At 51.2% G+C, this 14846-nt stretch carries 9 protein-coding genes; 7 read left to right on the top strand and 2 right to left on the bottom strand.

The window, feature by feature from the left end; genetic code table 11:
* Positions 1 to 5 precede the first annotated feature (5 nt).
* The 5 genes from ABD836_RS14535 (at position 6) to ABD836_RS14515 (ending at position 7972) form a co-directional block, all read left to right on the top strand.
* Positions 6 to 1820: a S8 family serine peptidase gene (locus tag ABD836_RS14535; protein ID WP_344937287.1), complete on the top strand. Its 1815-nt coding sequence runs from the start codon at positions 6 to 8 to the stop codon at positions 1818 to 1820.
* Between the two features lie 539 nt (positions 1821 to 2359).
* Positions 2360 to 3037 (top strand): c-type cytochrome, encoded by a 678-nt coding sequence (locus ABD836_RS14530; RefSeq protein ID WP_344937284.1) that lies wholly within the window; start codon positions 2360 to 2362, stop codon positions 3035 to 3037.
* A gap of 15 nt (positions 3038 to 3052) precedes the next feature.
* Positions 3053 to 4219, top strand: a complete 1167-nt coding sequence (locus ABD836_RS14525; RefSeq protein ID WP_344937281.1) for a cytochrome-c peroxidase — start codon at positions 3053 to 3055, stop codon at positions 4217 to 4219.
* A gap of 11 nt (positions 4220 to 4230) precedes the next feature.
* On the top strand, positions 4231 to 5625 hold the full coding sequence (locus ABD836_RS14520) for a parallel beta-helix domain-containing protein (protein WP_344937278.1): 1395 nt from the start codon (positions 4231 to 4233) through the stop codon (positions 5623 to 5625).
* Positions 5626 to 5701: 76 nt separating this feature from the next.
* Entirely contained in the window at positions 5702 to 7972 is a 2271-nt protein-coding gene (locus ABD836_RS14515; RefSeq protein ID WP_344937276.1) for a TonB-dependent receptor, read from the top strand.
* Between the two features lie 18 nt (positions 7973 to 7990).
* Here the strand turns inward: ABD836_RS14515 and ABD836_RS14510 are convergent, their stop codons facing one another.
* Entirely contained in the window at positions 7991 to 10525 is a 2535-nt protein-coding gene (locus ABD836_RS14510; protein ID WP_344937273.1) for an ATP-binding protein, read from the bottom strand.
* Positions 10526 to 10590: 65 nt separating this feature from the next.
* Positions 10591 to 11187 (bottom strand): cysteine hydrolase family protein, encoded by a 597-nt coding sequence (locus tag ABD836_RS14505; RefSeq protein ID WP_344937270.1) that lies wholly within the window; start codon positions 11185 to 11187, stop codon positions 10591 to 10593.
* A 364-nt stretch (positions 11188 to 11551) separates the two neighbouring features.
* On the opposite strand from ABD836_RS14505, the gene ABD836_RS14500 reads away from it, so the two are divergent.
* A complete protein-coding gene (locus tag ABD836_RS14500; RefSeq protein ID WP_344937268.1) occupies positions 11552 to 12718 on the top strand; it encodes a 1-acyl-sn-glycerol-3-phosphate acyltransferase in 1167 nt (388 codons plus the stop codon).
* Positions 12719 to 14842 carry an ATP-dependent DNA helicase DinG gene (gene dinG, locus ABD836_RS14495; RefSeq protein ID WP_344937266.1) on the top strand — a complete coding sequence of 708 codons (2124 nt, stop codon included), beginning with the start codon at positions 12719 to 12721 and terminating at the stop codon, positions 14840 to 14842.
* Positions 14843 to 14846: the final 4 nt, after the last annotated feature.

The raw sequence follows: 14846 nt of genomic DNA, 5'->3' as shown, positions 1-14846 counted from the left end.
GGTTTATGCTCCTGTCCCTAGGGGCTTGTGGCGGCGGTAGCGGCGTTGACGTTGGCGAAGTTGTCGACAATGTGGCCAGCACGGCGGGAACAATTGAGTCATCGGTTTCTGATAACCTGAATGCTGGGCAAGCCATTGATGGTCAGTATATTGTCCTACTTAATAAGTTGGATCTTGCCGGATTAGTGTCAGCCCCGCTTGATGAGGTGATTTCAAGCCTGCTAGATAGCGTTGGCGGTAATCTACTTGGCACGTTCCAATACACTTTGCGGGGTTTCGTCGCGGAGTTGAGTCCCGAGGCTGCCGCACTCTTGGCGCAAAACCCTTTAGTTGAATTGGTTGAGCAAGACCGCACAGTTGCAATCGCCGCTACTCAAAATGGCGCGACATGGGGTCTTGATCGCGTAGATCAGCCGAGTCTGCCACTTGATGGCAGCTATCAATACAGCGGCGATGGCAGTGGCGCCCATATTTATATCGTCGACACGGGCATGCGTAAATCTCACAGCGAGTTCACCGGTCGCGTTGGTAATGGTCAGAACTTTGTGTCGAGTGGTTTCTTGTTTGGCAATACGGATCCAGCCAACACCGAAGATTGCAATGGCCACGGCAGTCACGTTGCGGGAACAACGGCCGGCACTACCTGGGGTGTAGCGAAAGGCGCGACTTTGCACCCAGTTCGGGTGCTGGATTGTAATGGCTCAGGTAGCAACTCCGGCGTCATTGCGGGTATTGACTGGGTTGCAGGCAATCATATTAAACCAGCCGTTGCCAATATGAGCTTGGGTGGTGCGAATAGTGATGCGTTGGATATTGCTGTGCGTGCAGCGATAAATGCTGGAGTGACCTTTGTGGTTGCCGCCGGTAATGACAATGTTGATGCGTGTACTGGTTCGCCGAACCGCGTTGCAGAGGCTGTCACCGTTGGCTCAACAAGCTCGAATGATGCGCGCTCGTCTTTTTCGAATAAGGGCAGCTGTGTTGATATTTTTGCACCGGGCTCTTCTATTACCTCGTCGTGGTATCAGAGTGATACTGACACAAATACCATTAGTGGTACCTCAATGGCGGCGCCCCATGTGGCCGGCGCTGCTGCGTTGTTACTCGCGCAAAATCCCTCGGCGACCCCAGCGGCCGTTTTTGCGCAATTAATTAGCGATGGCGTAAATGGGAAGTTGAGCGGCCTGGGTACCGGCTCGCCCAATCTGCTGTTGCAAGTCACAGAGGGTGGCGGCGGTACGCCGACGGATTTTCCACCTAATGCGGCCTTCACCTATAGCTGCAGTGATCTAGCCTGTAGCTTTGATGGTACTAGCTCAACAGATGATAACGGTGTTACGCAGTACCAGTGGAATTTTGGTGACGGAAGTGTCGCCACGGGTGCAAGCGCGAGCCATAGCTACGGTGCAGCGGGAAGCTATAGCGTCACGCTCACGGTAAATGACAGTGCGGCTCAGCAGAATAGTGTGAGCCAGAATGTCGTGGTCGATCTACCGGGATCTGGACCCTGTCCTGAATGCGCGCAAACCAGTGGCACCCTCGCTTCAGGAGCGCAGGCCTATACCCCAAGCAGCGGCGGTTTTAGCAGTAATGGTGGTCAGTTCCGTGGCTTCTTGCAGGGCCCTGAAGGGAGTGATTTTGACCTTTACCTAGAGAAGTTGAGTGGGTTTTTGTTCCAGAGCTGGTCGGTAGTCGCCAGTGCTGAAACAGCTAGCACCGACGAAACGGTGACTTATTCTGGTAATTCTGGTACTTATCGCTGGCGGGTAAAATCTTATAGCGGCGCTGGGGATTATATCTTGTATACCGATAACCCTTAGTCTGACAGCTAAACATTAAGATAGAGTAGTAAGAGTGGGCGCCAATATGGTGCCCATTTTTTTTGTCCATGTTTTAGCCATGTTCGGCTGATGTGTGGTGTGCACCAAGATGAGGGATATTGGGCTTGGTGGCGGTAGTCGAGGGAACTCGGGTGAAACGTGGCGGTGGTTTTAGTTTTGACACCCTAGGATGTGTTCAGATTTGGGGCGCTTTACTCTGTGTGGCAAGGGCTCGAAATACGTCGCCGACGTTTCAATTGCACATTTTGGGGCGCTGGGTTTTAGGTCGCTAAAATAGGCTAAATCGACTAAAAAGGGCATTAAATTTGCGTTAATCGCCCAAAAGCTACTTTGTTTGGCGTATTGATGACAGTGTAAACATAGGCTAGTCTAGGTCGAAACAGGTTTGTATTGGCCTAAATGTTTCTTGAATTATGCGCATTGTGGGTGCTTGTGCGCTATATAAATTATGCTGCGGTCACAATTGCGGGCTGGGCGTCTACTGTATTCAGAGTTACGGTCCTTTAAGGAAATAGAGTATGAAATTACCGCTATTACTTCTTAGCTTTGCCCTCGTGGCGTGTAGTAATGATCCGGCGCCCAGTGCTAATAGTGAGCAGGCCGCCAGCGCAGCAGTTGCGGCCTTACAAAATAGTAATTCTGCGTCAGGAAAGACCTTGTATGCCGCGTGTGCGGCTTGCCATGGCGCGAGCGGCGAAGGTAATAAAGCACTGGGTGCGCCATCGTTGACTCACCAGCAGAGTTGGTATTTGGAGCGCCAGCTACTCGGCTTCCGTGCTGGTTTACGGGGTAGCCATCCCGATGACGCATTTGGCGCGCAAATGCAGGCGATCGCGAAAACCTTGCCTGACGACGCGGCGGTCAAGTCTGTTGTCGCTTACATTGACGGATTTAAGGCGAAACCCGCGGCGGCAACGCTTGAGGGTAATGCAAAGCGCGGTGCTGACTACTACTCCAATCTATGTGGTGCTTGCCATGGCCCAGCCGCTGAAGGGAATGATAAATTACAGGCGCCAGCACTGGCCGGTATTGAAGATTGGTATTTACTGCAGCAGTTTGACCATTTTGGCAAAGGTATTCGTGGTAATAATGAAGCGGATCGCTACGGTTATCAAATGTATATGATGGGCAAAACCTTGCCAGATGCAGAAGTTGCCAAAGATGTGGTGGTATATATCCAGAGCTTGGCAGACTAAGTGGGGCGAGCGGTAATGCGCCTCATTTTGAGCATACTGATCCTGATGCCGATGCTGGCAAGCGCGGCTGGGCAGTGGAACTTAAGCGATGTTTGTCCGGCTGGGTTTCGGCCGGAACAGGGTCGCTGCTACTTGCAAAGCCTCTATGGGGATTACGCCTCACTGCAAGATTCTGGGGTGGGCGGTTTGAAAACGGGCTTGCCACCTTTGCGTGAGGGCTTTACGCCACAGCAGATTGATTTGGGTCGCTTGATGTTTTTTGACCCGCTACTTTCAGGCGATGGAACGCTCGCCTGCTCCTCTTGCCACCAGCCTAGCAAAGGCTTTGCCGATGGCCGGGGTTACAGTGTTGGCATCAATGGCCAGCTAGCGCATCGCTCGGCTCCGAGTTTATGGAATGTGGGTTTTCTGAAACGCTTGTTTTGGGATGCCCGAGCAAGCTCCCTGGAAGAACAAATGGAAGGCCCGTTGTATTCCCCGATCGAGATGGGCAATAGCCGCGAGCAATTATTAAGAAGTTTGCAGGAAAATGCCCATTACCCAAATTTGTTTAAACAGGCTTTTGGTGATCCAGACATAAGTCTTGATCGCATTTACACCGCGATTACCGCCTTTGAAGCGTCGCTGGTTTCCTTGAATAGCCGCTACGATTTGTATGCAAATGGTGTGCATGAGGTGCTTAATCAAGACGAAATTGAAGGTATGAATGTATTTCGTTCTTTTGTGGCGCGGTGTGCTGAATGCCACACGCCACCAGCATTTACCAATCAGCAAATTGCGGTAATCGGTGCGCCGGAGCCCGAGGGGCGACCCTTAGATAGCGGCGTTCAGGGCGTGAGTGGTGACGCCTCGCAGCGTGGCGGTTTTAAAGTGCCAACGCTGAGGAATATTGAATTAAGTGCGCCCTATATGCATTCCGGCCGCTTTGAAACGCTACGCGAAGCGGCTGCGTTTTATACCGGTGGGCGCGGCCATGCGGTGCCTCCCGGCGAAAAACTGAGTTTGCATTGGCATGTTTGGGAACCCAATTTAACTGATCGTGAATTAGATTTACTCGTCGCATTTATGAAAACCTTAACCGATGAAAGCTTTATGCCGGCGCTACCTAAGGCGGTGCCCTCTGGGCTAAACCCTGTTGGCGTGCCGGCATCAACTACGAACAATCCAGACTCTGGACATTGAGGAGCGTAACAATGAAAAACCCGATCCGATTGGGGCTGCTTAGCCTGTGCTTATTGATTGGCGCGCCAAGTCTGATGGCGGCAGATATTCATGTAAAAGACGGTGAGTTGATTCAGGATGCCGTAAATAAAGCGGAGCCCGGCGACGTGGTGTTGATTTATCCCGGCACCTATAAAGAAAGTGTTTATATCGATAAAGACAATATTACTTTGCGCGGTGTCGTCGAAGACGGCAAGTGGCCCGTAATGGAGGGTGAGGGCAAGCGCAACGACGCGATTCTTTACTCAGGTAATAATTTTACCGTGGAGTGGCTGACTATTACCCACTACAAGGGTAATGCGATTATGGGCCAGTCTGGTAATAATTTTACCATTCGCTATAACAGGGTAATCGATACCGGGGTGTATGGCATATTCCCTCAGTTTGGCAAAAATGGTCTGATTGAATACAACGTATTGAGCGGTATTGAAGACGCCGCGATTTATGTGGGCATGTGCGATAACGTCGATGTGCGCCACAATGAAGTCTTCGATAACGTGGCCGGTATTGAGATTGAGAATACCCGCCATGCGCTGGTTGAAAATAACTACGCCCACGATAACACTGCTGGTCTGCTGGTATTTATTACGCCAGGCCTGCCCATTAAAACGACCTACGATGTAATTTTACGCAATAACTTTGTGGTCAATAACAATACAGCTAACTTTGGTGCGCCGGGATCGATTGTCTCTAAAGTGCCGCGTGGGATTGGTATTGTGGTTATGGCCGCAGATGACGTGATTGTGGAAGGCAATATCGTGTCAGGTAACAAAACCGCTGGCATCGTGATTACCGACTTAGCCTTTATAACCGACATCTCCAGCGATCCAGAATCCGAACCAAACCCAGATCGTTTGGTATTCCTTGACAACCTAATGTTCGATAACGGTGCTGATCCTATCGCCGAAGTTAAGGCGCTGATGTTGACCCAGTTTAGCCGCAGCGGGCCAGATATTTTGGCCACGCCAGGTTCTGCGCAAGAAGCGGATAATTGCATTATTAATCGCGAGCGTTATACCAGCTTTGGTGTAAAGAAATGGTCAGAGTGTGAGCGCAAGAGCACCGCTGATGTGTTGAGTTATCTTATTCCCGGTGGCGCGCCAAATGAGCCGGTGACCGAGACCAATCGCACTAAATTACTCTATCAGGGCATTTGCGCGGGTTGCCACGCCTACAATTTACGTATGATCGGGCCGCCAACATTGACCGTTCAGGCACTGTATCGCAATGATGCCCAAGGCATTGCCGACTATATCGCTGAGCCGCATAAAGTTCGCCCCGACTACCCTGCTATGCCGTCGCAGGGCCATTTGTCTCCCGAGTTAAGAAAAGAAGTCGCAGAGTATATGTTGAAAGTTACCAAGTAATTTAAATGCGAACTTGGTTTTAAATGTTGTGGGCGCTGCGGCGCTCACCGGTATTGATAGCGAGAGAGGGCGGTTTATGACATCCACGAGTAGAAGTCGCATAGCCGGTGCAATCGGGCTTGCAGTACTGGGCGCGTCGACGGCGCATGCCGCAAAGAATCTGGCGCTAGAGGAAGTGGTGGTTACGGCCCAGAAACGCGAGCAGAGCTCGATGACGGTGCCTGTCACGGTAGATACCTTTACCAATCAAGATTTAGAAAATACCGGCGCACTGACCATGGAGGATATTCAGGCTTATATCCCTGGTCTGAAAGTGGGCGATGATGTCCGCGGTGGTGGCTCAACACAATCCTCCTTTGTTATTCGTGGTATTAAAAGTTCGAATATTAGTACCGGCGGCGATCCATCAGTGGCAACGTTTCTCGATGGCGTTTACTTGCCGCGGGCCGCGATTACGGTGCCGTTTTCAGACATGGAACGGGTCGAAGTGTTGAAGGGGCCGCAGGGCACTTTGTTTGGCCGCAATGCAGCCGCGGGGGTGGTGAACTTTATTCCCAATGCGCCTAGCCTTGAAGAGAATGAAGGGTTTGTTGCCGCTAAGTTAGGCAACTACAACTTGTTGCGAGTAGAGGGAATGAGTAACACTCCGCTCACCGACGCACTCGCCCTGCGCATGAATGTTATACATAACCAACGCGACGCCGTGCTTGATATGCTCGGCCCTGCTACGCCAGATCCCGGCGAGCAAAATAATCAGTTTGCGCGCATTGCACTGCGCTGGGAAACTACCGACCGACTTACCTTGCAAATGGCCTACGACATAGATCGTGTCGACAATGGTCCTCAGGCACGCCTTAGTATTAGTGAAGAGCACGCGAGCTACCCAGACCCTACGGACCGCAAGCTAGAGACCGATGCTATTAATGGCGGCGAAACTCGCGATATGCAGGGTATCACTGGCAAACTCTGGTACGACATTAATGACGTCGCCACCATGAGTTTAATTGCAAGTTATCGGGCATTTGAAACCTATAATTTACAAGATGAAGACGCGACATCAGACGAGTCAGTTTATGTCGATACCAATAATATCGAAGATTCCGACATCGCGTATTTTGAAGCCCAGTTTAATGTGTCGCTGGATTGGGTCGACGCGGTATTTGGCGCCAATTACAGTAAAGAAGATACCTACCAGCAAACGGCGCTGACCTTTAGCTATGGTGCGGTGGTGGAGTTGGCATCGGCAATGACCGGTGTGCCAGCTGGGGTATTGAACACTTTGGTTGGCGGCGTAATCGCAGGAAATTACGTTACTGAGACCATGACCAACGAAGGTGATTTTGAAACCTATGGGTTTTTCTCAGATCTGGATTTCACTATAAATGACTGGCTGAATGTTATTACTGGCTTGCGTTATAGCAACGACAAAAAAGCCTTTAGCTGGGAGGCGCCACTAACCGACTTCCCGTTGTCGCAAGTTCAGGGCGAGAACTTCTTTTTTAACTCAGACGGCCTTGAACAAGGCAGTGCGAGCTGGGATAAAATCACTGGCCGTATTGTCGCTAATGCGCAAGTCAGCGAAGGCGCGATGGCTTTTTTGAGCTACTCCACAGGATATAAGTCGGGTGGCTACGACTCTTTAAATACTAGCTCAAGAGAGGTGCCACTGGCACCGGAAGTGGTGAGTAATATTGAGCTGGGTCTGAAAGGGGATTTGTTAGAAGACAAAATTCGCACTCAAGTTGCCTTGTTTAAAATGGTGATCGATGACCGTCAGGAGTCGATTGAGTCAAAAGGTCCTGACGACAATGGCGCGGTGCCTACGGTAATTAGTACCGACGAAGACATTCAAGGTATTGAGCTGACGGCCGATTGGCTGGTCAACGATAATTTGCGCTTTGGCTTGATTTACACCTACCGGCAACAAGAATCCAGTCGCGCAGCGTACTACGACAAAGAGGGCAATTTTCAAGAGGCTAATCAGGTTAACCCGACTTCGCCGCAGGAATATACACTGACGATGGATTGGTCGCCTGAGTTTGATTATGGTCTGCTCCTGCTTCACCTAGATTATATTTACGAAGAGAATGTTGATAAACAAAATGAAGACCACATCGATTCATTTAACCGGGTAAATGGATATGGCGACGATACTAGTTTGCTGAATGCGCGATTAGCATGGAGCACGCCGGGTGGTCGTTATGAGTTTGCGCTGTGGGGCAAGAATTTACTCGATAACGAACGAGTCTCGCAGCCGGGTGGTTTAACGGGCGGGGAGCTCGGCACCTACCACGTGGGTATTGTCGCGCCCATGACCTACGGTGTCGATTTGAGGTTTGTATTTTAAAATTGCCGCTAGACTAGTTTAAGTGGCTTGAATTTGGGCGCTGGTTTTTTCTAACAGCGCCTGTAGTAGCTCCTTGGTGAAGGGTTTCGGCAGCCAATCATCAAAGCCGGCGTCACTGGCTTCGTTGCGAGCGTCGGTAGTGACATCTGCTGAGGCGGCAACAATCATTGGCGTAGCGTCTTGTAGGCTTGCACGAATGGCTTTTGCTGCGTTTAAACCATCCATAATTGGCATGTGAATATCCAATAGAATTAAATCGAATTCCGCTTGGCTAGCGGCATCAACAGCGAGTTGTCCGTTACCAACGATCAGCACCTTCATGTAGCCCAATTGTTTCAACATCGCATCAACCACCATTTGATTGGGGATTGAGTCTTCCGCAATTAATATTCGCAGTGATGACTCGCCGCGATCCGTTCTCGGTATGGATACCGTCGAGGCTTGTTTGTCGAGTGCTTGGAGTTTGCGCATTAGCCGGTTTGGCGTGAGTACCGCGTTGGTTTGTGGCGAGCTTAACGTTAAAATATTGCCGTCATCTTTGATTAAACTAAGACTGCTATTGCCGCCATTTACCTGCGCTGTTTGATATTGATAAGCCATGCAATGCGCAAGTGATTCACTTACGAGTTGCGCGCGGTTATCGAGATTTACGCCGCGCAAGGTGTTTTTGCTCACGGGTGAGTTAATCGTCACGGATTCGAAGGGCAGCTGACAGCTAAACGTCGAGCCCTGGCCCTCTGTGCTGGTAATATTTATTTCGCCACCCATTGCGCTGCATATCTGCTGGCAGATCGCCAAACCGAGGCCGGTACCACCGTAGTGACGGGTCGTAGAGGTGTCGGCTTGCACAAAGGCATTGAACAGGCTCGAAATGCGCTCTTCGGGTATACCGATGCCGGTATCGATGATGTTGATCTGCAAATTACCCTTGTTGCCCTCTAGCGCCTTCCAGTCCAGCGCAATCGTTATGCCGCCTTGGCTTGTAAATTTTACCGCATTGCCAAGCAGGTTGATGAGTAATTGGCGGATTCGGTGTGGGTCGCCAATGATCGCAGGGGGTACGTTGGGGCTGCAGTGCATGGTGAGTGTTAGGTTTTTTTCCTCAATTCGTGCAGCCACTATGTCGACCGCTTCTTCGCATAGTTCGCCAAGTAGGAACTCTATTTGCTCTAGTTCGATGCCATCGGCGTCGAGTTTTGATAAATCCAATACGTCGTTAACGAGGGCGAGCAAGGCCTTGCCGCCATTGCAAAGCGTGTCTAAATACGCTCGTTGCTCCGGCGTAAGCTCCGTGTCCTGCAGCACCGAGCCCATACCGAGAATGGCATTAAGTGGGGTGCGAATCTCATGGGACATATTTGCGACGAAACGTGTACGCGATTTAGATAGCTGCTCAGCATCTGCTTTTGATTTTAAAATAGCCTGTGTTTGCTGCCACCGTTCATCAACGTCGAAAAGCGCTTCGGTAAGGTGCTTGGTGTGCCCCTTGCTCGAGACCCCGTTGCTGGACAAGAGTAACTCGACCCGTCGCCAATTGTGCTGATTGTCCCGCAGCCGCAACTCTTGGCGTCTTGGTGGTAGCCCAGCGCAAATATTGTCTTTTGCTGCATTTAATAGTGGGATGTCATCGGGGTGGATAACGTTGTGTAAGAGTTGCGGCGCTTCAGGGCTGAAGTTTTGGCCTGTTAGTGTTTGCCACGCCGGATTGGCAAAATGAATCTGCAACTTTGTGTCGCAATAGAAAATGGGCTCGCTGATAGTATTTAATATATTGCGGTAGTGTTGCTCGCTGTCCCTAAGCGCCTGCTCAGCTTGCTTGCGCTCAGTAATTTCACGCTCAACCGCAATGAAGTTGATCAGTTCGCCTTGGTCATTCAGGACTGGGGAGCAATCTATGGCTAGCCAGTATGGCGTGCCATTCTTGCTAGCATTGAGTATCTCTACGCTAAAGCCCTTGCCCTGGCTCAGCCCTTCGCTCATTTGCCTGATGGTTTCTAAATCTGTTTCTGGGGACTGTAAAATTGAACCTGGTTTTTGTCCGCGGACTTCTTGGAGGCTGTAGCCAGTAATATTGCTGAAGCTTCGATTAACCCATTCGATGCGACCCATGGCGTCGGAGATGATCACCAAGTTGTCGGTGCGGCTAGCAACCAGGGCAAGTTTTCGAGCTTGCTCGCGGCTTTCTTCCAGCGCGCCCATCGCCAGGTGTAATTCAGTCACGTCGTAGAGCGAGCCATACCATGCGCGGCCACTGCGGCGGGCGCGGAGACTGAAGGTTTTATTGTCGCCATTACGGCTGTTGATGCGCAGCTCAGTAATCAGGGGTTCGTTTTCGTAGAGGTCACTGCTTAATTGGCTTAGGACGTCACTGTCGTCGATAAACTCCGCAAAGCGACGGCCGATGCATTCATCGACTGGCCAGCCAGTTTTGCGGGTCCACGCGGAATTCAGTAGGGTTAGTATTCCGCTGTCATCGCAGCGGAAAACAATTTCTTCAAGCAAATCCGTCAGGGTTTGGAATTCTTGGTGCTTAGCCGCCAACTCTTCAACCATGCGATGTTGAAGTTAAAGCTCGCGCTCTTTGTCCGTGGCGGTCATTTTAGGCCCTCAAATATTATTCATACTGTCATCAGTGTAGATGAATTTTTGACTGCCCCGTACAGGGGAAAAACGTTTTCACAGAAAAACTCCTGCTCAAATATGGTTCTGCTGGACGTGCAATCTGACAGTATGGTGACCTTAAAGCCGAGGTCGGCAGCGTGGCGCCCTGTGGAGTCTATGCATATTGACGTTACGGTTCCGGCCAAAACGATGTGATCGATGCCCTTGCTACGTAGTAATTCTTCTAAGTGGGTGTTGGAAAAGGCGTTTAAGCCGCGTTTACCCGGTACCTCGGTGATTATGTCTTCGTACTGCTTGAACTCTGGTATGGTTTCAGCCCCTGAATGGCCCGCCTTAAATGCACCTACTTCCTTGATTGTTTTAAGTATGCCAACGGGTTCTTCTAGCTCACCGTAGCTGTCGGTGAAATGGATTGGGGTTGAAACGATAAGGTCGAATAGGGGGGCAGCTTCTTCGAGTAAATTTAAGGTGTTTTTCAGTACGCCACTGACCCTTGAGGACTCTTCGATGACAGCGTGCAGAATACCGTCGTTGGCGAAGTAATCGTTTTGAAATCCGATCAGAAGTAATGCTGTGCGTGTGGGTGCTGTCATGGTCGACTCCGTAAAAGCGCGTTCAATTCTTTTGCGTGAGGTACTTTCTATTTATCTAGCTAGGAGCAACATGCATTCCAATACGGGAATATTTTCTTATCTATTTGAATAATATAACTTTTATGGGGTTTTGTGAGCGCTGTTGCCTGGAGTGGTGTTTGTTGTTTCGCAATTTGCAATTCAAATTGCTTGGCGGGATGCTATCTGGTGGCATTTTGCAAAATTGGCGGCACAAGCAGCGCGGTGGCAAGCGGTTTGCCTCGGTGTTTGTGGCTAATGAGGGGAATTTGCCGGGGCAGGGAGATGACGCCTGCAGCCGAATCCTTTATTGTACGCCCCTTTATATAGTAGAGAGCACCGAGCAATGGATACCTTCGCTGAAATACGGCCTTACCACGACGACGAAGTGGCGCCGGTATTGGCAAAGTTATTGGTCGATCCCGAAATGCTCAATATCATCGCCAGCCTGCGCTTACCGCGATTGAATCGCGCACTACCGTGGTTGGTTCGGCCGCTACTGCGCTGGTATTTAGGCCGCGAGATGAAGGGCATAAGCACTGTTGCCGACTTTCAGTGGGTCGTCAAAAGCTATATGGACGCCATGATCGAGGGGCATACCACGAGTTTTCAGGTTTCTGGCTTAGAGCAGCTCGAGTCTGATCATGCTTATTTATATATCAGTAATCACCGTGATATTGCGCTGGATCCCGCCTTTGTTAATTACGCACTCTATCATCACGAGCGTGATACCGTGCGCATCGCCATAGGTGATAATTTGCTCTCCAAGCCCTTTGCTGCTGACTTAATGCGGTTGAATAAAAGTTTTATTGTGCGTCGTTCTGCGCGCGGCCCACGGCAGATGTTGGCGGCGTTTAGGCAATTAGCGAGCTACATCCGGTTCTCTCTCTTAGAGGAGCGCAGCTCGATTTGGATAGCTCAGCGTGAGGGCCGCGCCAAGGATGGGAATGATGCCACCGAGGCGGCGGTGATTAAAATGATCGGCATGGCGCAGAATAAACCGGACGAAAGTTTTTCTGAGTACGTCAATAAACTCAATATTGTGCCGGTTTCTATTTCTTACGAATGGGATCCGCTCGATGCGGCCAAGGCGCAGGAGCTGGTGCATATTGCCCGAGACGGCGCCTATCAGAAGGCTGAACACGAAGACTTGAAGAGCATTGCCGTAGGCATTGTCGGCGACAAGGGCAATGTTCATGTCGCTTTTGGCGCGCCCATAAAAGGCGAGTTTAGCGATGCGGCGGCGGTGGCGGCGCGCTTAGACGAAATCATCATTGATCAATATCGCCTGCATCCTAGCAACGTCATTGCCTATCAGCGGCTCTATCAGGACGATAGCTGGCAGAATTTGTCGCAGGTACCGGCCGTGAACGCGGCTGATCACGCTGCCTTTGAAGCGCGCTTTAGTCAAATGCCCGCCGAGTACCGTGGTAAAGCCATGGAAATTTACGCTAACCCGGTAAGAAACCAATTGCGTAGCGTTGATCTACGGATTGTTGATGAGGCTTTATAGGTGCTCACCGATGAGCTGAAAAAGACGATTCAAGACGCGTATCGGCAATTCCTGGATGTGAAGCAACTTAAGGCTCGCTACGGTCAGCGGCTGATGATTGCGCATATCGCCCGTACTCTTGGTGGTATCAAGCGCAATCAGGAGCATCAGCGCGGTGGCGGTGATCACCTCTGTGTAGTTGAAGCGGGCACCGGTACCGGTAAAACGCTGGCATACGCGCTCGCGGCTGTGCCTATCGCCAAGGCGTGCGATAAAACGCTGGTTATTTCCACCGCGACCGTCGCCTTGCAAGAGCAGATAATTTACCGGGATTTACCCGATGTCTTAATAAATAGCGGCTTACATTTTTCGATTAGCTTGTCGAAGGGGCGTCGTCGCTATATTTGTCTGTCTAAGCTAGATCAATTGCTGTCGGGTGCCGATGCCAAAGTCTTACCGTTGTACATCGATGAGCATATGGCGGCCCCGGACGCCGAGAGCTTGTCGCTGTATACCGATTTTGCCCAGCAGATGGCTACCGGCCAATGGGCGGGTGATCGCGATGATTGGAAAACGGTTATTGCCGATGACAAGTGGGCGCGGGTCACCACCGATCACGCGCAATGCACCGGCCGACGCTGTAGCCATGTGAAGCAGTGTAGTTTCTTTAAAGCCCGCGAATCATTGACTCAGGCCGATGTCATTGTTGCTAATCACGATCTGGTGCTCGCTGACCTAGCCTTGGGTGGCGGTGCAATTTTGCCGCCGCCAGAGGAATGCATATACGTCTTTGATGAGGCGCACCATCTTCCCGATAAAGTGATTAATCACTTCAGTGCCAGCTTCCGCTTGGCGGCCACTGAACGCTGGATGGAGCAGATTGAGCGCGCGCTAAGCACCATGATTGCGCTGCCGGCAATGGACAACAGCATTCGCGGTGAACTTGAGAGCTTGTTGAGCCAGATGATTGCGGTGCGCCGTGGATTACTGCCGCTGCGACCAGTGTTAGAAGAACTGCTTGAAACAGCCCAAGAGCGCCAAGGCGTTAAAAGTCTGCGCTTTGCTGATGGCATTGTTCCAGCCGCGCTAGGTGATCACGCTAAGAGTTTGTTAGCGGGCTTTAGCGAGGTAATTAAGCAAGCGGAGACAATAGTCGATAGTTTGCAAGAGGGCATGGACAATAATGAGCTGAGCGGCAATCGTGAAGCCAATGAACAGTGGTTGGCCACGGTGTCGATGGCGCGGTTTCGAGCGGAATCGGCAGCGGCGTTGTGGCGATCCTACGCCAGCGATGCGAGCAAGGAGAAACCGCCCAATGCGCGCTGGTTGGCGTTGGTAGAGACTGGCCAGGGGCTATTTGATGTTGAACTCAATGCGAGCCCAATTTTGGCGGCCAATGCCTTGAGATCAGCCTTGTGGTCGCGTTGCTATGGTGCCGTATTGACCTCCGCAACCTTGACTGCACTGGGCAGCTTCGACCGCTTTAGTATGCGTGCAGGTTTAAATACCGACGCCAGCTTTGAAGTAGTGCCTAGCCCGTTTCGTCATGCGGAGGCTGCTGAACTCTATATCCCAGCAATGGATTGCGATGCCGGTAATGCCGAGGCGCATACTGCGGCAATCATTGAGATGCTGCCGGACTTGTTAGACGCCGATGCGGGCAGTTTGGTGTTGTTCTCTTCGCGTAAGCAGCTGCGAGCCGTGCGCGAAGGCTTGCCCAAGGCTTGGCTGGAGCGGATTCTCGCGCAGGACGATTTACCTAAACACGAGATACTGACTCGTCATCGCCAGTGCTTAGATGAGGGCAAGGGTAGCGTGATTTTTGGTTTGGCGAGTTTTGCTGAGGGCGTGGATCTACCCGGTAAGTACTGCACCCATGTGGTGATTGCAAAAATTCCTTTCGCTGTGCCGGAAGACCCGGTTGAGGAAGCCTTGGCGGAGTGGATCAGTCGCAATAAGGGCAATCCGTTTATGGATATCACTGTGCCCGATGCGGCGGTGCGTTTGATCCAGGCCAGTGGTCGTTTGCTGCGTAATGAGGCCGATACGGGCCGTATTACCATTCTTGACCGGCGCATGGTGAGTCGTCATTACGGCCGGAAGATGTTGGCGTCGATGCCGCCGTACCAGCAAATTATTGAGTAGTGGT

The organism is Zhongshania borealis, assembly GCF_039539625.1.
Lineage (GTDB): Bacteria > Pseudomonadota > Gammaproteobacteria > Pseudomonadales > Spongiibacteraceae > Spongiibacter > Spongiibacter borealis.
Note: the sequence above shows the minus strand (reverse complement) of the source record. Positions and strands in the feature narration are given on the sequence as shown.